This window comes from Chitinophaga sp. YIM B06452 (assembly GCF_039655965.1).
GTDB lineage: Bacteria > Bacteroidota > Bacteroidia > Chitinophagales > Chitinophagaceae > Chitinophaga.
In genome coordinates, this window is sequence record NZ_JAWLKY010000003.1 from 203,699 (window position 1) to 224,426 (window position 20,728).

At 53.2% G+C, this 20,728-nt stretch carries 11 protein-coding genes; all 11 read left to right on the forward strand.

Features of this window, described 5'->3' with window-relative positions; genetic code table 11:
• The first annotated feature begins 221 nt into the window (after positions 1-221).
• Positions 222-860, forward strand: a complete 639-nt coding sequence (locus tag R3I13_RS17735) for a class I SAM-dependent methyltransferase (protein ID WP_346319295.1) — start codon at positions 222-224, stop codon at positions 858-860.
• Between the two features lie 79 nt (positions 861-939).
• The gene (locus tag R3I13_RS17740; protein ID WP_346319296.1) at positions 940-1,956 is read left to right on the forward strand and encodes a GntR family transcriptional regulator; all 1,017 of its coding nucleotides are present in this window, start codon (positions 940-942) and stop codon (positions 1,954-1,956) included.
• A gap of 10 nt (positions 1,957-1,966) precedes the next feature.
• Positions 1,967-3,571 (forward strand): solute:sodium symporter family transporter, encoded by a 1,605-nt coding sequence (locus R3I13_RS17745; RefSeq protein WP_346319297.1) that lies wholly within the window; start codon positions 1,967-1,969, stop codon positions 3,569-3,571.
• A gap of 32 nt (positions 3,572-3,603) precedes the next feature.
• Positions 3,604-5,625 (forward strand): hypothetical protein, encoded by a 2,022-nt coding sequence (locus R3I13_RS17750; protein WP_346319298.1) that lies wholly within the window; start codon positions 3,604-3,606, stop codon positions 5,623-5,625.
• 249 nt (positions 5,626-5,874) lie between these two features.
• A complete protein-coding gene (locus tag R3I13_RS17755) occupies positions 5,875-9,117 on the forward strand; it encodes a TonB-dependent receptor (protein WP_346319299.1) in 3,243 nt (1,080 codons plus the stop codon).
• A gap of 10 nt (positions 9,118-9,127) precedes the next feature.
• Positions 9,128-11,044 carry a RagB/SusD family nutrient uptake outer membrane protein gene (locus tag R3I13_RS17760; protein WP_346319300.1) on the forward strand — a complete coding sequence of 639 codons (1,917 nt, stop codon included), beginning with the start codon at positions 9,128-9,130 and terminating at the stop codon, positions 11,042-11,044.
• A 30-nt stretch (positions 11,045-11,074) separates the two neighbouring features.
• A complete protein-coding gene (locus tag R3I13_RS17765; RefSeq protein ID WP_346319301.1) occupies positions 11,075-12,334 on the forward strand; it encodes a DUF4959 domain-containing protein in 1,260 nt (419 codons plus the stop codon).
• A 17-nt stretch (positions 12,335-12,351) separates the two neighbouring features.
• A complete protein-coding gene (locus R3I13_RS17770) occupies positions 12,352-13,581 on the forward strand; it encodes a DUF4998 domain-containing protein (protein ID WP_346319302.1) in 1,230 nt (409 codons plus the stop codon).
• 116 nt (positions 13,582-13,697) lie between these two features.
• On the forward strand, positions 13,698-16,013 hold the full coding sequence (locus tag R3I13_RS17775; protein ID WP_346319303.1) for a glycoside hydrolase family 95 protein: 2,316 nt from the start codon (positions 13,698-13,700) through the stop codon (positions 16,011-16,013).
• A 328-nt stretch (positions 16,014-16,341) separates the two neighbouring features.
• On the forward strand, positions 16,342-18,333 hold the full coding sequence (locus R3I13_RS17780) for a sialate O-acetylesterase (RefSeq protein WP_346319304.1): 1,992 nt from the start codon (positions 16,342-16,344) through the stop codon (positions 18,331-18,333).
• Between the two features lie 43 nt (positions 18,334-18,376).
• Positions 18,377-20,596, forward strand: coding sequence for an alpha-galactosidase (locus R3I13_RS17785; protein WP_346319305.1), 2,220 nt, complete (start codon positions 18,377-18,379; stop codon positions 20,594-20,596).
• Positions 20,597-20,728: the final 132 nt, after the last annotated feature.

Genomic DNA, 20,728 nt, shown 5'->3' on the forward strand with positions numbered 1-20,728 from the left:
TAATAATCATAAATGGATTAAAAAAATCATAATAGGCAGCGGGAGAAATGCTGTGAAAAACAGCAGTAGCAATGGTTTGGGGATAATAAATATTACGGCAACGTATTCAAAAAGGTTGCGTGAAGAAAGAAAAATTTTATAATGGTAATGTTGAATAAATTTCACCGTTATGAACAACTTTAGAAAATGTAACTTCGTTGCAAAAAATATAAAAGGAGATCATGGAAGACAGGAACGACAAACCGGAATTCTGGGAATCAGCTTTTTCCGAAAAGCAGGAGATGTGGGGCTTTGAGCCGGCAAAGTCTGCAGTAGTGACGAAGGATCTTTTTGTCCGGGAATCCGTGAAGAATGTCCTGATCCCCGGCATTGGCTATGGCCGGAATGCGCAGGTCTTCCGGGACAATAGCATGGCCGTAACCGGGATCGAGATATCCAAAACAGCGATTGAAATGGCAAGGAAACATTATGGCACAGGGATGGTCATACATCACGGTTCCGTCACTGATATGCCTTTTGACAACAACAAATACAACGGCATATTTTGTTACGCCCTGATCCATTTGCTGGACAGCGGCGAAAGGGCAAAACTGATCCGTGATTGTTATGATCAGCTTGCAGAAAACGGCTGCATGGTTTTTACTGTCATCTCTAAAGATGCGCCAACTTACGGGCAGGGGAAGCAGATCGGCCCGGACCGTTATGAAATGTTCGGCGGCGTTAGAATGTTTTTTTATGACAGGGCATCCATTCATGCAGAGTTTGATAAGGCCGGGTTGTTTGAGATCACGGAGATCGAGGAGAATTACCCGTTCTTTTTAATTAAGTGCAGGAAAGGCGGCAGCGGCACAATTATTTGATTTTTCAAAACTGTTGAATATATTTACATTGTAGAATAGAATAGTACAGGCTTAAACGACTGTCCATCAATTATTTGCAATGCAGGATATATACGAACAGATCAGGGAGCTGGAAAACATCCAGGGATTGTCCAAACACGAGCAGCTGGTACAGGGTATCATCAACGCTATCAACGATAAGCTGATCCAGCGCGGGGACATGCTTCCTTCGGTGAACAACCTGATCAAAGAGCTGGGCTTTGCGCGGGAAACCATTGCAAAGGGATACAAAGAACTTGTCAGCCGCGGGATCGTGGAGTCGAAGAACCGGATTGGTTTTTATGTATCGACTGAAAACACGGAGAACAACCTGCGCATCGCGCTGGTCATTTTTGCATTCGACAGCTTCCAGGAGGTATTCTTCAAAACCTTCCGCGACAGCCTGGGCACGCCTGCCACCATTGATATTTATTTCCATCACAACAATATCGACGTACTGGAAAGCATCATTGCCAACGTCAAAGGCCGCTACGGCATGTACGTGGTGGCGCCCATTCCGCATAAGCGCACGGCCGGCATACTGGCTACGCTGCCATTGAACAAATTCCTGATGATCGACCGCTACCAGCCGCTGGACGGCGATTTTTCCTATATCGTGCAGGAATTCGGCAAATCGTCGTACGCCGCTTTTTCGAAGCTGGCGCCCGCGATCCGGAAGTTCAAAGGAATGATCCATTACCACCGGCCCGCGTCAGACACGCCGATCGAGATCATTGAGGCGTATAAAAAGTTCGTGAAGGACTTTAATATCAAAAGCCTGATCCGCACCGAATACATTCCCGGTTCCATCGAAAAAGGATACGTTTATTTCACCATCAACAACGCGGAGCTTTGGGAGATGCTGAAAGACGCAAAGGCAAAGGGTTTCAGGCTGGGTAAAGATGTAGGCATCCTTTCGCATAACGACGAAGTGGTGAAGGAAATTATTTTTGACGGCATCACCACCTATTCCACGGATTTTTCAAAAATGGCCGAGAAGGCCGCTGAATTTGTACTGACGCGTGAAAAGATACAGGAGATAATACCGACCGTTCTCCTGCGCAGGGGATCATTATGATTGCTTTTTTATGAGTCCTACTATACTTCTGAGCTTCCTTTTTGTAACGGTGGCGGCTGCCGGCGTATCGTTCTACGCTACGCGCAAAAGAACGCAGCAAACCCCGGTCAGCTTTTACCTGGGCAACCGCAGCCTGGGTTTCTGGATGATCGGCAGTTCCATGTTCCTGACGAACATGAGCGCCAACCAATTTATCGGGGAGAATGAATTCGTATACACCACCAATATGTCTGTAATGGCATGGGGCATGAGCTCTGTGCTGGCCATGCTGGTAGTGGCGGAGTTCCTGATGCCGATGTACCTGCGGATCGGCGCGGTGACCACGCCAGACTTCCTGGCCAAACGTTTCGACGCGCAGACGCAGCGGATCGTCTCCGTCGTTTTTCTCCTGGGTTATTTCGTCAACCTTATCCCGACTGTTTTATATGGCTGCGCTGTAGCGGTCAACGGCATCTTCCACATCGATCAATGGCTGGGCATCAGTTATTTTTCCGCCATCCGGCTGATCGTGCTCGTTGTAGGCGTCATAGGCCTGCTATACAACGTGCTCGGCGGCCTGCGGGCCATCACCATCACCGATGTGGTGCAGGGTGTAGGTATGCTGATAGGAGGGGTGATGATCGTGTATTACGGTTTCCGTTACCTGGGCGGAGGCAACATCTGGCGCGGCATTGAAACCCTTACCCTTTCACATCACGAACACCTGAACGCCATTGGCGGACCGGGTGATGTGCTGCCGTTCGGAACCATCTTCACCGGCATGCTGCTGATCAATATTTATTACTGGGGGATGGAACAATACATCGTACAGGAAGCGCTGGCTTCCAAAAACCTGAAGGAAAGCCAGAAAGGCATTGCCCTTGCCTGCGTGGGAAAATTGTTCGCGCCGCTTTTACTGAACGTACCCGGGCTGATCGCCTTACACTTATACCCCAGCCTGGAAAATACCGCCACGGTTTTTCCGCGGCTGGTGAGCGACATCCTGCCGCCGGTTTTCATCGGCCTGGTGGCGGCAGTGGTTTTCGGCGGGGCGCTCAGCACTTTCAACGCAGGGCTCAACAGCACCGGCACCTTGTTTATCATGAACCTGTACAAGCCCTGGCTGGAGCGCAACGGCGTACCGGCAAACGAGCGCCAGCTGCTGCGCAGCGGGAAGGTCCTGCAAACCGGCGTTACCATCCTTGCCATCATTTTTTCTCCCTACATCATGTATTTCGACGGTGGGTTCTATAATTACCTGCAAAAGGTGAGTAGCTTCTTCAGTGTGCCTGTTTTTACGATCATGGTAGTAGGATTGCTGACGAAAAAAGTGCCGCCATTGGCTGCCAAAATTGGCATTATATTTTTCGTGGCTGTGTATGCCGCCACACAGTTCCTGTTCGATACCGGGCTGCATTACCTGCATGTGCTGGCCATATTGTTCATCGTCGTTTCGGCCATGATGCTGCTGATCGGTAGGCTGAAGCCCATGAGCGAAGTATATGCGCTTCCCCGCCGGGCGGCCGTGAATATTGTGCCCTGGAAGAACCGTTACCTGTATTACGGACTGCTGCTGATAGTTATGGTGGGCATGTTCATTCTTTTTTCCCCGGCAGGGATCGCGGGAAAACAATAACGCTGATTAGATCATCTTCTCAATACAAAGCTATGCCTTACAGGAACCTGACCGCAATGATATTTTCCTGCTGCCTGTTGTACACCGCATCTGCCGCGGCGCAGCAGCCGAAACTGGTGATCCCGCTGGGAAATAAAAGCAGCATCGTGTATGACCTGGACAAAGGAACGTACAATGTGACCTGGAATGGTAAGGTAATGATCAAAGCGGCATATGCCGTTTACCAGGCTGAAAGGCCCGGCGACAGCCGGAAAGCAGGCAGGGGTGGCTACAAGGTGAGCGATGTGCAGACCAGGCTCGGCAAAGCGAAGCTGTATACTATTACTTTTGCGGGGGATACATCACTGCAGCAACTGTTCTATACATTCCAAAACAATAACGCTTTTATCACACAGTTGCGGTTGCGCGCAGCCGCTGCGGGTTCCATGACGCCGCTGGCTACAGACAGCCTCTTGTGGAGCAAGCCGGGCGACAACCGCGCGCTGTTTGTGCCTTTCGATAATGACATGTGGGTGAGATATAACGCCATGCCTTTGGCAGGAGCCGCTTTCAACGGAAGCGAAGTGGGCGCGGTATACAACGTGGAAGATAATTCCGGCCTGGTGATGGGCTCGCTGGAACAGGATAACTGGAAAACAGGATTTTTGCTGAAAGAGAAAGGAAGGTCCGTTGGCGTATCGCTGCTGGCTGGCTTTACAGACAGCACCGTTACACATGATGTGATACCGCATGGAAAAGTGCTGCCGGTTGACGGCTGGGTATCGTCCCCGAAAATGATGGCCGGTTTTTTTGCCGATTGGCGGGAAGGAATGGAAACCTTCGCAAAACAAAACAGCCGGCTGCATCCGCGGTCTATCGCCGATTGGAAAGGCCCCACCCCGATGGGTTGGAACAGCTGGGGCGTGCTCAGGGACAAGATCCGGTTCGACCAGGCGATGAAGGTGGTAGACTTTTTCGCAGACAGCCTCAAAAACTTCAGGATGGCGGATCACACATTGTTCATCGACCTGGATGCTTACTGGGACAATATGACCCCCGGCGGCATAGACGGCGATGTGAGCAAGCTCCGTGAATTCGTGGCCCATTGCAAACAAAAGGGATTCAAGCCGGGCATCTACTGGACGCCTTTTGCCGACTGGGGAAAATATGACCGCGCCGTAGAAGGCTCTGCCGGTTATTCTTACAAAGAAACCTGGACCTCGCAAAACGGCCGCATGCTGGACATGGCCGGCGGCAGGGCCATGGACCCCACGCATCCCGCCACGCAGCAAAGGATCGTTCATACCATCAACCGCATGAAGTCGCTGGGTTTTGAAATGATCAAAATAGATTTCCTCGGCCACGGCGCGCACGAATCAACCCGCTTTTTTGATCCAACCGTCACTACCGGCATGCAGGCATTCAACAAAGGCATGCATTTCCTGGACAGCGTGCTGGACAACAAAATGCTGGTGTACGCGGCCATTTCTCCGAATCTGGCCACTGCCCGTTACGTACATGTGCGCCGTATTGCCTGCGATGCTTTCAGCAGTCTTGACAATACCGAATATACCATGAGCAGCACCGGCTACGGCTGGTGGCAGTCGTACCTGTACGATTACGTAGACGCCGACCATATTGTATTTGCCAGCGAAAACGACGGCGTGAACAGGGCCAGGCTGGCAGCCGCCCTGGTAACAGGTTCCATCATTACCGGCGACGATTTTTCTGCTTTCGGCAAATGGACGTATACCGCTATAAAACTTTTGCAAAACCGTGATTTGCTAAAGCTGGCCGCCAAAGGAAAAAGTTTCCGCCCCCTGCTGGGCAACACGGGCAACAAAGGAGTGGAACAGCTCTACCGGCGCGATAACGGCAGGCTCTACATCGCACTGTTCAATTACGGCAGCGCTGCGCAAACCATGCAAATCCCCGCGGAATTATTGGGCGGTAAAAATACCCGCTGGAAAATAAAAGAACTTTTTTCCGGCGATACCCGTTTGGTGGACGGCCGGCAGCCGCTCTCCGTGCCGCCTGCGGATGCATGCATCTTCGAGTTCACCCGCGAAAAATAGCCGCGCATTTATTCCACGGCAACATTCACTTGAAAACTTCTTTGCGTTTAAACGCCAATTTTTTTGGAAGATCGGAATATTGTAATAACTTAGCGATATAGTATAGTATAGTACAGCACAATGCACTGCGTTCACCACGTTATACGCAGCACGTTATGTTATACACGTTATGTATCAGCCAATAGATTCAGCCATGATGCGCCAGGGCTTTAGCATCGGTGGCGCCAGTCAATTTACAATCGCCAGAATATGAACATCAGATCTTCTCGCTTCAGCAGCCGGGAGCGTTTGCGTTGCCGCATGCCGGCAGTGCTGTTCCTGCTCATTTCCCTGCTTACCTTTTCATTGAACGCTTCCGCGCAGAATGCCGGCAACATCAGCGGCCATGTGGTGGACAGTCTTACCAGGCTCCCGATAGACCGCGTGTCCGTGGTCATCAAAGGCACCCGGCAGGGAACCAGTACAGACCGGTTGGGTATATTCTCGCTGGATGTTTCCGGCAGCCAGGCCGTTCTTGAATTTTCCTGTATCGGCTACCAGTCGAAAGAGCTGGTGGTGCAGAAAGGGAAGCCGGTAACGGTGTATTTGTCCATGGCGGTGGATACCGTAGGTGCAGTAGTGGTAACCGCATTTGGCCGCCGCGAAAGGCGCGAGGCGGTAGTAGGCTCAGTTACTTCCATACAGCCGGGAGAACTGAAGATACCGGCCAGTAACCTTACCAATGCGCTGGCAGGAAGGGTTGCGGGCGTTATTTCCTTCCAGCGGGGAGGGCAGCCCGGGCTGGATAACTCCTCGTTTTTCATCCGCGGTGTAACCACGCTCGGTTACAGCAACAGTCCGCTTATTCTCGTGGATAATATCGAACTCACCGCCAGCGACCTGGCCAGGCTGCAGGTAGATGATATCGCGAGCTTTTCCATCCTGAAAGATGCAAGCGCCGCCGCGCTTTACGGCGCCAGGGGCGCCAACGGTGTGATACTCGTTACCACCAAGGAAGGCAAGGCGGGGAAGGCCAAGGTAGAACTTCGCGTTGAATCCGCGATCTCTTCCCCCACCAAAAGCATTAAGCTCGCCGATCCTATCACTTATATGCGCAAGTACAACGAAGCGCTGACCACGCGGGATCCGCTGGCCACGCCGTTCTACAGCCCGAACAAGATCATCGGCACACAGAAAACACTGAACGGCGAAGGCGGCCTTAACCGTTACATCTATCCCGCGGTGGATTGGATAGACGAGATATTTAAAGAACGTACCAGCACCTCCCGCGCGAATTTCAGCGTGAGCGGCGGCAATGACCTGGCAAAATATTATGTAGCGGGCTCTTATTCGAGGGATAATGGCATCCTGCGCGTGAACCCGGTGAACAACTTCAACTCGGGCATGCGTTTTGAAAATTACCAGTTGAGGGCCAATACCAGCATCAAAGCCACTGCCACCACGGAAGTAGGCGTTCGCCTCTGGGGTAATTTCAATGAATATACCGGCCCCATTAGCAACCAGGGTGGCGGTTTTGCTACAGACCTGTATTCGCAGGCGCTGCATTCCAATCCTGTTGCCTTCCCGGCTTTTTATGCGCCAGACAGTGCCAACCGGAACACTCAGCACATTCTTTTCGGGAATGCGATCAACCAGACAGGCAACCTCCAGTCGAACCCCTACGCATCGCTGATGTACGGGTATAAGAGTTTTTCCGAATCGCGCATGTCCGCACAGTTTGAGCTGAACCAGAACCTGAAGTTCGTTACGCCCGGCCTTACCTTCTTCGGCCTGTTCAGTACCAACCGTTATTCCTATTTCGATGTAAGCCGCAACTATCTTCCTTTTTATTACGATGTACAGAGCTATGATGAACAGAGCGGCGATTATAAGCTGCGCTGGCTCAACCCGCAGCCCGGCGCTGCCAGGGAATACCTGGGATACAACGAAGGCCCCAAATACCTGAACACTTATTTGTACATGCTCGGCAGGATCGACTACAGCCGCGCTTTCGGGCGGCATACAGTGGGCGCCTCGCTGGTAGGCACGCGCCAGCAAACGCTGAACGGCAATGCGGGCAACCTCCAGGCATCGCTGCCCAACCGCAACCTCGGTCTGTCCGGCAGGACGAGCTATTCCTTCGCCAGCAGGTATTTTGCTGAATTTAATTTTGGTTACAACGGTTCAGAGAAATTTGCGCCTGCGCACCGCTTTGGTTTCTTTCCCACGATCGGCGCGGGATGGGTGGTGTCCAGCGAAGATTTCTGGCGCGGCTGGATAAAGAACGTGATCACGCGGCTGAAGCTGCGCGGCAGCATCGGCCTGGTAGGCAACGATGCGATCGGCGACCCCAGGACGCAGCGTTTCTTCTATCTCTCCAACGTAGCGCCCAATTCCGGTGGCAGCGCAGTATTCGGTACCAACAACTCAGTGACCATGAAAGGAACGGTGATCTACGCTTATCCCAATCCTGACGTGACCTGGGAAACTTCCCGCAAAACGAACCTGGCAGCGGAGATCACGCTGTTCGACAACCTGAACCTGGTTGCGGAAGTATACCGTGAGAACAGGTACAATATCCTGATACAGCGCGGGTACATTCCCGTTACAGTCGGCATAGAAAACTCCGCCCTCGGCAACCTCCGTTCCAACCTGGGTAAAGCCCTTTCTGAAGGGATTGACCTGAGTTTCAACTACCGCAAGGACTTCAATTCCGGCCTCTGGGCTTCGGCGCTGGGCAACCTTACGCTTACCCGCAACAAGGTGATCCATCTTGAAGAGCCTGAATACCCCAATCCATGGAGCTTCCGCACCGGCAGGATGATCAACCAGCCCTTCGGGTTCATCGCGGAAAGGCTTTTCGTGGACGATAAAGAAGCGCTCAACTCGCCCCGCCAGGTATTCGGCGATTACCTGCCGATGGGCGGCGATATCAAGTACCGCGACGTGAACCAGGACGGCGTGATAGACCAGGACGACCAGGTGCCCATCGGGCTGCCGTCTACCCCGCAGATCATTTATGGTTTCGGGTTTTCCGTTGGGTATAAGGGTTTTGACCTCAGCGCCTTCTTCCAGGGTTCCGCCCGTTCTTCTTTCTTTATCAATCCCACCGCCACTACCAATTTCGACGACGGCGTATTTGGCACCGCGCCTTTCGCGAAAGACGCGCAGATACTGGAAGCCTATGCCAACGATCACTGGTCTGAAGAAAATCAAAACCTGTACGCGCTCTGGCCGCGGCTTTCCACTTACGAAATTCCGAACAACCAGCAAACCAGCACCTGGTGGCTGCGCGACGGCAGCTTCCTGCGCCTGAAGTCTGTGGAAGGCGGTTACACGCTCCCTAAAAAATGGGGCAGGCCGATACATATGAACAGCATGCGTATTTATTTCAGCGGGCTGAACCTGCTCACCTTCAGCAAATTCAAACTCTGGGATCCGGAGCTGGCCGGCAATGGCTTTGCATACCCGATACAGAAAGTATATAACCTCGGCTTAAAATTCGAATTCTAAAAAAGAGGATATGAAAATATTGATCAGAATATTGTTCCTGGCTGGTGGCGCCCTGGCGGCTTTGCCCGGGTGCAAACAATACCTCGATGTGACTCCCGATAATGTGGCCACGCTGGCCAGTTCGTTCAGCAATGCCAACGAAGCGCAGGCTTACCTCTTCGGCTGTTATTCCAACCTGCAGAGCCTGTCGGATGTAAGAAGGAATGCAGGCTTTACCGCTTCCGGCGAAATACTGTTCCCTATCAACATGCAGGACCAGACCACACTTGGCGGCCAGGGCGGCGACGGCGGCTTCAACCTTATGCGCGGGCTGCAAAACAGCCTGAACCCCCTGCATAATTACTGGGATGGATACAACATGGGTCTCAAGCTCTGGGAGTCTATCCGCATGTGTAATATCTTCCTGGATAATATCCACCTGCCGCTGGACGTGCAGCCTTACGACAGGACGCGATGGGCCGCCGAAGCGAAATTTCTGAAAGCCTATTACCACTACTGGCTGCTGCGCATGTACGGCCCGATCCCCATTGCAGATAAAGCCATTCCCATCAATGCCAGCTCCGAAGAAGTGCGGCAGAAACAGCAAACGCTGGACTCCTGTTTCAGCTACGTGGTGAAAACGCTGGATGAAGCCGCTGCAGACCTGCCGCCCGCGATCCAGAACGCTGCTGCCGAAGCAGGACGCGTTACGGCCACCATCGCACTCGCGGTGAAGGCTGAAGTACTTGCCACGCAGGCCAGTCCGCTCTTCAACGGCAATCCCGATTACGCTTCGTTCAAAGGGAAGGAGGGACAAAGTTTGTTCCCCGCCGCTGTGGACCACTCGAAATGGCAACGTGCGGCGGATGCCTGCAAAGCGGCCATCGACGCGGCGGTGGCGGCAGGCGCAAAGCCTTATGAGCTGAGGATACAGGGCAATATCGTGAGCATGTCTGATCAAACGCGGCAGCTGCTCACCTTGCAGGGCGCGTTCGTGGATGGCTGGAACCCCGAGCAGGTGTGGACGCTCAACCCGCATTACGGGTGGCAGTATATGTCCATGCCAAGAGTGACCGCCGAAGCTGCTGCGAATGTATTCGCCGTTTATTCAAATTTCTCTGTGCCTGTTTCACAATCTGAAATATTCTATAGCAAAAATGGCGTGCCGATCAACGAAGACAAGACCTGGGACTATGTGGGCCGCTACCAGCTGCAGACGGGCGATGAAGCGCACCGTTATTACATCAAGCAGGATTATACGACCGTGAAAGGCAACTTCAACCGCGAACCACGCTACTATTCCAGCGTTTCCTTCGACGGCGCCACCTGGTTCGGGTCGGGCAATACGAACGACAACAATCCCAACTTCGTGAATGCCGTGAATGGATATGCTTCCCCGCCGGACCGTACGCGGTACAACGCCACCGGCTACTGGCCCAAGAAGCTGGTGCATTACCAATCTGTGCCTGGTCAGAATACCGTATGGCAGACCTATCCCTGGACGTTCATCCGCCTGTCTGGCCTGTGGCTGCTGTATGCGGAATGTCTCAATGAAGTGAGCGGGCCCACGGCGGAAGTGTATTCCTGGATCGATAAGGTGCGGCAGCGGGCAGGGTTGCCGGGTGTGCTGGCTGCCTGGTCGCAGTACTCGCGCAATCCCGCCAAGCCTTCCACCAAAGAAGGTTTGCGGCAGATCATCCACCAGGAAAGAAGGATCGAACTGGCATTTGAAGGCCAGGCCGGCTGGGACCTCCGCCGCTGGAAAGAACTGCAGGCCGTATTGTCCTCTCCCTTCCAGGGATGGAGCGTGTTCAACAGGACGGTGGCCGGCTATTACCAGCTCAGCACCGTGTACCAACCTTCGTTCGGGTTGAAGGATTATTTATTCCCCATCCAGGAATATGACCTGATCACCAATCCTAACCTGGTTCAAACTCCTTACTGGTAAACCTTTTCGCGAATCGTTCAAAATATGATTATGACAAACCGATATAAAAAATTGTTGTGGTGCCTGCTGCCGGCAGTGATGGGGATGGCGGTGTTTTCCTGCAGCAAAGTGGCCGATTATAAAGACGTAGTGTCCGGCGACAAAACCAAGCCCGGAAGCGTTACCAATGTGCAGGTGAAGAATGAAGCGGGCTCTGCTATTATCACTTACGATCTGCCCGCGTCTGAGAACGTGCTTTACGTGCAGGCCAGCTACATGATCAACGATAACGCCAGCCGGCAGACGAAGTCTTCCTTTTATTCCGATACCATCCGTGTGGGCGGTTTTGAAAAAAGCCAGGACTATAAAGTGACGCTGCACACCGTGAGCCGCGCCAACGTTATGTCCGATCCCGTGGAAGTGACCGTACATCCCGGCATACCGGCTTACCTGGAAGCATTTCCTACTATCGGCACGAAGCCCGATTTCGGCGGCATCAACATCAATGTGCTGAACCGTTTCAGGGCCAACCTGGGTATTATCACCATCAGCCGCGACCCGCGTACCAACCAGCTGGAGATCATCAATCAGAATTATACCAACCGCGACACTATTTCGTATAGCCTGCGGGGTTATGATACTATTCCAAAAGAGTTTGGTATTTATATTACAGACCAATGGGGGAATATATCCGACACTTTTTTCACGACCGTGAAACCGATCTATGAAGTGCAGATAGATAAATCGAAATTCAACGGGTATGTATTGCCGTCTGACGTCCGTACGGGCTTTGGCTGGGAGATACAAAACCTGTGGAACGGCAATACAGGTTCGCCGGGTTATCATACCGAGCAGCCTATCCAGCCGCTGGTGTGGCCCGCCGTGATCACGTTCGACATGGGGCAGGGGGCCAAACTCAGCCGGTACACCATCTGGAACCGCGGGATAGACGGCAGCGGCAACTGGCTCTGGCAGGCCGGCGCACCGCTCACCTGGACCTTATGGGGCCGCGCATCCGATCCTGTGGATGAAACATTGCCCAGCGGCCCCGGCGCGCCCGGCGTTGGCGAAACGTCGCCCAACGGCTGGATCAACCTCGGCACTTTCCGCCTCCCGGCAAAACCCTCCGGCCTGCCCAACCCGCAGTACACGAATGCAGACCTCGATACCTGGAACGCGGGCTTCAGCTTCAACTTTTCGCTGGACCTGCCGAAGGTGCGGTACATCCGCTTCCAGTGCCTGGAAAATGCATCGCTGACCAACAACTTTTTTAACGTAGCCGAACTGACATTCTGGGGCGACCCCAGGTAATCCATAAAAGAGCCTATATGTTTATAAAAAATTCGTCCCTCCCCTGGATCACTGGCCTGGCTTGCCTGCTGGCTTCCTGCACGCAGAAGCCGGATGATTTCAAGGACTTCCTCAACGGGCAGGAACTCAAATACCCGGGCGCCATCACGCAAACCTTTACCAGGCCCGGCAACCTCCGCCTCGGCATCGGCTGGTCGCCCAGCCCCGATCCTTCCGTGACGAAGTACAGGATCTATTGGAACAATTATGCGGATTCCACGGAAGTACCCGCTTCAACGCACAGTCCCGGCGATACGGTTTTTACGATCATCAGCGGGTTGCAGGAATATACCTATTCATTTTTCGTCCATTCATTCGATAAGAACGGCAACCGTTCCATCCCGATCGAAATACAGAATGCAAGGGTGTATGGCGCCACTTACCGCAACAGCCTGATGAACCGGCCGGTGAACCTTACAGACCCCTACAAGCTGCTGAATGATAACGGCAACGAGATCACGCTGAATTTCCTGCCGCCGGATTCAACGAACACAATTACGTATATTCGTTACGTTAATACAGCTGATGAACAAAAAGAAGTGTCCCTGCCGCCTGGTGAGAATTCCATTACGCTGAACGATTACAAATACGGCACCAGGGTGGCGTACCAGTCGTACTACACGCCGAACCGCGCTGCGCTGGACACGTTTTCGGTGAGCCTTACAGACACCTTCCCGAAAATAGAGTTCGGGATCGTGAAGTGTGACAAATCCCTCTTCCGCGAAGTGAACCTGCCGTACGACGTGCAGCCGTATGAAGGGCAGACCAGCGTTTCCCGGCTGTGGGACGGTTCGGAGGGGCCACAAGGCTACCCGAATATTTTCCATTCCAATGGAGACAGCCGCCTGCCGCATCATTTCACTTTCGATATGGGCAAAGCATACGACAGCCTCCGCACCCTGGAAGTGACCGGCCGCGATTGCTGCCACAACCCGGTGGAATACGAAGTGTGGGGCATTGCCGATGTAACCAATGCCGCTACTTCCGTGCCGGGCAACGATGATGGCTGGAAAGACGATGCTATCGCCAAAGGCTGGATCCTGCTGAAAGAAGTGACGCGTTCTGATGACGGCAAGGGGCCGTACACGGTCAATTTTTCCACCGAAACGCCCCGCATCCGCTACATTAGGGTAAGGATAAAAAGAGTGGCCAGCGGGGAGAGTGCGTACAGCAACCTGAGTGAACTGACGTTGGGGTATAAGAAATAATGATACGAAGAGCCCGTTATTGAACGAAAGTCCGTCATCGCTCCTCGCAATGACGGACTTTGCTGGCAGCGAATAATCTTTAAAAATAAACAGAACTTAAACAAAGTAAGACACAAATGAAAATAACGATCGGTGTTTGTTTGCTCTTATGCTCTTTCGCGCTGCATGCACAGCAGCGGCCCCTGCAGCTTTGGTTCGACAAGCCTGCCGCGCAGTGGGAGGAAACGCTGCCGCTGGGGAACGGCCGCCTGGGCATGACGCCGGATGGCGGCATAGAGAAGGAAAAAATAGTGCTGAATGATATCACGCTTTGGTCCGGCAGCGCGCAGGACGCCAACAACTACGAGGCCTACCGACAGCTCCCGGAAATAAGAAGATTGTTGTCTGAAGGCAAGAACGACGAAGCGCAAAAGCTGATCGATAAGAACTTTGTATGCCTGGGCCCCGGTTCCGGCGGCCCGCAATGGGGATGTTTCCAGATGCTGGCGGACCTGGCGGTTACCTACCGCTACGACGGAGCCGCCGCTCTTTACGAAGGTTACCGCCGCTGGCTTTCGCTGGACAGTGCGGTGGCCGGCACAACTTTCAGCATCAATGGTGTGCAATACCTTCGCGAATACTTCACCAGCTTCGGCGATGACGTGGACGTGATACGGCTGAGCGCCGGTAAAAAAGGAAAGATCAGTTTTTCCGTTGGCGTCAGCCGCCCCGAAAAAGGAACTTCTTCTATCAGCGGAGAGGCATTGACGTTAGCCGGTCAATTGGATAATGGCACAGACGGGAAGGGCATGCAATACCTTACCCAGGTGAGAGTGGTGAACACCGGCGGGAAACAAACTGTAAAAGGAAACGAGCTGGTGGTGGAAGGCGCAGATGAAGCGCTGATCTTTATTTCCACGGCAACAGATTTCCGCAGGCCGGATTATAAATCGCTGGTGGAAAAGAATATGAAGGCTGCCCTTCAGAAAAGTTATGCTGCGCAGAAACAATTGCACCTGCGTAATTTCAGCAAACTGTTTGGCCGCGTTGCCGTTGATATTGGGAACGGCCCTGCGGAAGAACTTACCATGGATAAAAGGCTGGCGGCCTATTACAAACACCCGGAAGAAGACAAATCCTTGCCGGTGCTTTTCCTGCAATTTGGAAGGTACCTGACTATCAGCAGTACCCGCGTGGGCCTGCTGCCACCCAACCTGCAGGGGCTTTGGGCCAACCAGGTGCGTACGCCCTGGAATGGCGACTACCACCTGGATGTGAATGTACAAATGAATCACTGGCCGGTGGAAATGGCTAATCTTTCCGAACTGAACCTCCCGCTTACCGAACTGGTGCGCGGGCTGGTAAAGCCCGGTGAGAGGACCGCCAAAGCCTATTACAATGCGGAAGGATGGGTAGCGCATGTGATCACCAACGTATGGGGCTTCACAGAGCCCGGCGAAAGCGCCTCCTGGGGCGTTACCAAATCCGGCTCCGGCTGGCTGTGCAATAATTTATGGGAACATTATGCGTATACAGACGATCGTGCTTACCTGGAAAGCATTTACCCGATCCTGAAAGGCTCGGCGTTGTTTTATAAAAGCATCCTGGTGAAAGATGAAAAAACGGGGTGGCTCGTTACTTCGCCTTCATCTTCCCCGGAAAATTCTTTCCTGCTGCCGAACGGCAACCACGCCAGCATCTGCGTAGGCGCAACGATAGACAACCAGATCATCCGCGAGCTGTTCACCAACGTGATCGAAGCCGCGCAGAAACTGAAGCGTGATAAAGCGTTTGCAGACGATCTGCGCGCGCAGCTGCAGCAGCTTCCTCCCGCCGGCATCATCTCTGCGGACGGCCGTATCCAGGAGTGGCTGGAAGATTACAAGGAAACCGATCCGCAGCACCGGCATATTTCCCATTTGTACGGGTTGTATCCCGCTAACCTGATCACCGCCAACGGCACGCCGGAGCTGGCCGCGGCTGCTAAGAAATCTTTGGAAGTAAGAGGCGACGACGGCCCCAGCTGGGCCATTGCCTACAAACAACTCTTCTGGGCCCGGCTGCTGGACGGCAACCGCGCCTTCAAGCTCCTGCGCGAGCTGCTGAAACCTACGCTCCGCACAGATATCAACTACGGCGCGGGGGGCGGCGTATATCCCAACCTGTTCTCTGCCGGCCCGCCTTTCCAGATAGATGGCAACTTCGGCGCAGCCGCGGCCATCATGGAAATGTTTATGCAAAGTCATGCCGGTTATATAGAACTCCTGCCCGCAATTCCCGATCTTTGGAAACCCGCAGGCAAAGTGAAAGGCCTGAAGGCGAGAGGCGACTGCACCGTTGATTTCGAGTGGAAAGACGGTGTGGTGACCCGTTATAACATTTCATCGCCCACCCGCAAACAGGTGAAGCTGAAAGTGAACGGGGAATTAAAAACGGTGAATGCCGGGAAATAGCATCATTGCAAAAGCCCGTCGCTACAAAGATATGCGGCTTCAGGCACCGAGGCCATCAAGGAGAAACGCGTCAAAGTGAGCTCGTTGCTGCGAAAGTCGTCATTGCGAGGAGCAGCTGAGCCAACGCGGGTGGGGCGGGGAAGCAATCTCCTGCATTGGATTAGCGTACCCCGGGTCATGGAAGAGATTGCTTCGTCGCGCTCCGCACAAATCCCCCGCTGCTCCTCGCAATGACCAGCTTTGGTGAAATGACGAGCTTTGCCGCAGTGACGGGCTTTTTCAATAATAACCTAACAAACGACATTTAATATAAAGCATGTATCAAACCATGAGACCAGCGATAAAACGCATTCAGCAGATAGCCATTGCCACTTTGCTTTGTACGCTTTCCGCAACATATGCGCAGGCGCAACCAAAGCTGCCGCATATATTCAGCGACAGCATGGTATTGCAGCGCAACGTGCCGCTCAGGATCTGGGGGACGGCCAGTCCCTGGGAGCAGATCACCGTGAGCCTGCACCTTCAGGAAAAAACAACCCGCGCGGGTGAAAACGGGAACTGGCAGGTGATACTGGCCCCGGAAAAGGCAGGCGGACCTTACGACCTGGCGGTGGCAGGCAAAGAAACGATCACGCTACGCGGCGTGCTGATGGGGGATATCTGGTTCTGCTCGGGCCAGTCGAACATGGAATTCCCAGTGAGCGGCGTGCCGGATGCCGACGAGGTGGTCAGCAAAGCATTGAACCCGAAGATAAGGTTGTATACAGTGCCGAGGAACGTAGATGGATTGCCTTCCCTGCAATCGAATGAAGCAAATTGGAGAACCTGCTCACGGGCCAGCATCGTAAATTTTTCCGCGGTTGGTTATTTCTTCGGCCGCCAGCTGCAACAGGAGCTGGATGTACCCATCGGTCTTATCAATTCCAGCTGGGGCGGCACGCAGATCGAATCGTGGATCAGCTACGCTGCCATGGCGCAGGACAGTCACTATAAAGCACTTTTCCAAACGATCCCGCGACGGAGTTTGGAGCAACTCACCGTGGCCAGGAAACAAAAAGAAGACGCCTACATTCGCCAGCTGAAAAAGAACCTGCCGGATGTGGCGGACAGCGCAAAGTGGAAATCTGCAGACTACGATCACAGCAAATGGCCGCAGATGCCCCTGCCTGCTCTGTGGGAAAAAATACCTGTTTTATCACGCCTGGATGGCGTGGTATGGTTCAGAAAAGAAGTTTTCATCCGTGATGAAGATGCGGGTCTGCCTGCAGCCCTGCAACTGGGGAAGATAGACGACAGCGACCAGGCTTACCTGAACGGCTCGCTGATCGGTGAAGGAAGGGGGTGGAATGTGGACCGCCATTATACCATCGGCGCGGGACAATTAAAAGCAGGGAAGAATGTGATCGCCGTGCGGGTAGACGATACCGGCGCCGGTGGCGGCATCTGGGGCGACAGCAGTGAATTGTCGCTGACGGTGAACGGCCACCGCTATGCTCTTGCGGGCAACTGGGCGTACTGCGTACAGGAAGTATTGCAGATCAAAACCGGGATAGGGCCTAACGATTATCCTTCGGTATTGTACAATGCGATGGTGCATCCTTTCGGTAAGCTGAACATCAAAGGAGCGATATGGTACCAGGGAGAAGCCAATGCATATACCGGGTATGAATACCGTTATGCCCTGTCTTTGCTGATCAGGGACTGGAGGAACCTTTTCAACAACCGGGAAATGCCTTTTTATTTCGTGCAGCTCACCAGCTTCAACGCCAGCAACGGCAACAGCAACAACGGCAGCACATGGGCGGAGATCCGGGAGTCGCAGGCTGCTGTGCTGAAGCTGCCTCATACAGGCATGGCCGTTACCATCGATGTGGGCGAATCGAATGACATTCACCCCCGCAATAAAAAGGACGTGGGAGAGCGGCTGGCAGCAGTGGCATTGCGAGATACCTACGGCAAAACAGTGACCGCTTCAGGGCCGGTGTATCAATCATCCGCGACGGAAGGCAACCGCGTTCATATCCGTTTTTCTTCAGCGGGAACGGGATTGGCTATACGAAACGGATCATCCACGCTGGAGGGTTTTGAAATAGCAGGGGAGGACAGGAAGTTTTATCCCGCCGAGGCGGTGATTGCCGGCGGGCAGGTAACGGTACACAGCAGCCAGGTGGCAAAGCCGGTGGCAGTGCGTTATGCCTGGGCAGACGATGCGGGCAATGCAAATCTCTGCAATAAAGAAGGCTGGCCCGCAGCACCTTTCAGAACGGACAAGTGGCCGGGTATTACCGTTAATAACCGGTATAAGGGCCCGCAGCAATAATGCACTTAGGATACACTTAAAAATTTTATAACAGGGAATACGTATGAATTGCAGGAGGAAAGGAAAGAATAAGATCAGGCAATCTGTTTGTTGGGCCATATGGATGTTTTTCGGTACAGGCGTTCACAGCCTTCAAGCCCAGGATATTATCATCCCCATCGAGACGCAGAACAATGCACTGGTACTGGAAACAGGCAAAGAAAAAGACCTGTCGGTCATATATTTTGGAAAGAAGCTGGTGAACGCACAGGAATACAAACTGGTGCCTTCCGTGTATAAACAAACCAGTGACTATACCGGTGTGCTGAACGCCGCATACACGCCGTCAGGCTCCCGCAACCTGCTGGAACCGGCGGTTTCAGTGGTGCATGCCGACGGCAACCGATCGCTGGACCTGCGGTATGTAAAACATGAGCACAAACAGTCCGGCGACAGTATTTCACTTTTTTCAATCACCCTCAAAGATCCCGTATACGATTTTGAAGTGGTGCTGCATTACAAGGTCTACCCCAGGCACGACGTGATCGAACAATGGTCGGTGATCAGCCACCGGGAAAAGGGGAACGTTGTGCTGGAGAAATTTGCCTCCGCCAACCTGTACCTGAAAGCGCAGGGCTTCTGGCTGAACCAGTACCATGGCGACTGGGCAAGGGAAATGCAACCGGAAGAATCAAAGATCACGCATGGCATTAAAACGCTGGATTCAAAACTGGGCACGAGGGCTAATCTCTTGCAGCCTTCCGTGTTCATGATCTCGCTGAATAAACCTGCCGGTGAAGACGAAGGAACCGTGCTCTACGGCGCGCTGGAATACAGCGGCAATTTCAGGACGGATATCGAGCTCGATTTCCAGGATAACCTCCGGCTCATTTCCGGTATCAACAATTATGCGTCGCCATATACACTAAAGCCTGGAGAAGAATTCGTAACACCGGCGTTTTTGTACATCCTCTCCGATAAAGGAAAGGGCTATGCCAGCCGCCAGTTGCACGACTGGGCAAGGAACTACCGAGTGCTGGATGGAAAGGGCAACCGGCTCAGCCTGCTCAACAACTGGGAAGCCACTTACTTCGATTTTAATGAAAGCAAACTGAAGGGTCTCCTGCGCGACGCCAAAGACCTTGGCGTGGACCTTTTCCTGCTGGACGACGGGTGGTTTGCCAACAAATATCCCCGCAACAGCGACAGGGCGGGCCTTGGCGACTGGCAGGAAAACAAAAGCAAACTGCCCAACGGCATTGCCAGCCTGGTGAAAGAGGCGACTAAGAACGATGTGAAATTCGGCATCTGGGTAGAGCCGGAAATGGTGAACCCTAAAAGTGAACTGTATGAAAAGCACCCCGATTGGGTGATCAAAGAACCGGCGCGCAAAGAGCATTATTTCCGCAACCAGCTGGTACTCGACCTCAGCAATCCCGCCGTGCAGGATTTCGTGTATGGCACGGTGGACAGTCTTTTTATCCGAAACCCTGGCCTGGCTTATATCAAATGGGATTGCAACGCGGTGATATTTAACGCGCATTCCGCGTATCTCGGCGGCAACCAGTCCCATTTTTATATTGAATACATGCGCGGCTTGTACAATGTGCTGAAACGCATCCGCGATAAATATCCCACGGTGCCCATGATGCTTTGTTCCGGCGGCGGCGGGCGCGTGGATTACGAAGCGCTGAAATATTTCACCGAATACTGGCCCAGCGATAATACCGACCCGCTGGAGAGGATCTTCATCCAGTGGGAGTATTCCTATTTCTACCCGGCCATTGCAACGGCCAACCACGTTACCGATTGGGGCAAGCAGCCCATCAAGTTCCGGACGGACGTGGCGATGATGGGCAAGCTGGGTTTCGATATCGTGGTGAGCCACCTGGGGGAGAAAGACCTGGCTTATTGCAAACAGGCGATCAAAGAATACAATTCCTTCAAACAGCTGGTATGGCAGGGCGACCAATACCGGCTGGCGGATCCGCGGAAAGGCGCGGTGGCTTCCCTGGCTTATATCAGTAAAAACCAATCAGAGGGCGTTATCTTCAATTATCTCGTGAGCAACCGCTACGGCGAAGGCAGCACAGCCCCCATCCGCTTAAAAGGCCTGGATCCCGCGGCAATGTACCGCCTGAAGGAGATCAGCCTTTACCCGGGCACCAAATCGCCCATTGACGACAGCAGGCAGTATTCCGGCGAGTTCCTCATGAACGTCGGTTTTAACCCCGAAATATCCGGCGGCAGAACGAGCGTGGTGCTGAAGCTGGAGAAAAGGTGAGAATATTCCTGCAAATGGTTGACGTGCTGATTTTAGAGGAGGCGAACCTAGGGGAAATCATTCATTCTCACCGCAAAAAACATGTATATGATCGTATTCTGACATTTTTATTATAGTTTGCAACCGGCTGCT

Bases quoted from the DNA above. Each gene is read 5' to 3' on its own strand.
- R3I13_RS17750 (WP_346319298.1), top strand. From the start codon at position 3,604: ATGCCTTACAGGAACCTGACCGCAATGATATTTTCCTGCTGCCTGTTG.
- R3I13_RS17755 (WP_346319299.1), top strand. From the start codon at position 5,875: ATGAACATCAGATCTTCTCGCTTCAGCAGCCGGGAGCGTTTGCGTTGC.
- R3I13_RS17745 (WP_346319297.1), top strand. From the start codon at position 1,967: ATGAGTCCTACTATACTTCTGAGCTTCCTTTTTGTAACGGTGGCGGCT.
- R3I13_RS17765 (WP_346319301.1), top strand. From the start codon at position 11,075: ATGACAAACCGATATAAAAAATTGTTGTGGTGCCTGCTGCCGGCAGTG.
- R3I13_RS17775 (WP_346319303.1), top strand. From the start codon at position 13,698: ATGAAAATAACGATCGGTGTTTGTTTGCTCTTATGCTCTTTCGCGCTG.
- R3I13_RS17770 (WP_346319302.1), top strand. From the start codon at position 12,352: ATGTTTATAAAAAATTCGTCCCTCCCCTGGATCACTGGCCTGGCTTGC.
- R3I13_RS17735 (WP_346319295.1), top strand. From the start codon at position 222: ATGGAAGACAGGAACGACAAACCGGAATTCTGGGAATCAGCTTTTTCC.
- R3I13_RS17780 (WP_346319304.1), top strand. From the start codon at position 16,342: ATGAGACCAGCGATAAAACGCATTCAGCAGATAGCCATTGCCACTTTG.
- R3I13_RS17760 (WP_346319300.1), top strand. From the start codon at position 9,128: ATGAAAATATTGATCAGAATATTGTTCCTGGCTGGTGGCGCCCTGGCG.
- R3I13_RS17785 (WP_346319305.1), top strand. From the start codon at position 18,377: ATGAATTGCAGGAGGAAAGGAAAGAATAAGATCAGGCAATCTGTTTGT.
- R3I13_RS17740 (WP_346319296.1), top strand. From the start codon at position 940: ATGCAGGATATATACGAACAGATCAGGGAGCTGGAAAACATCCAGGGA.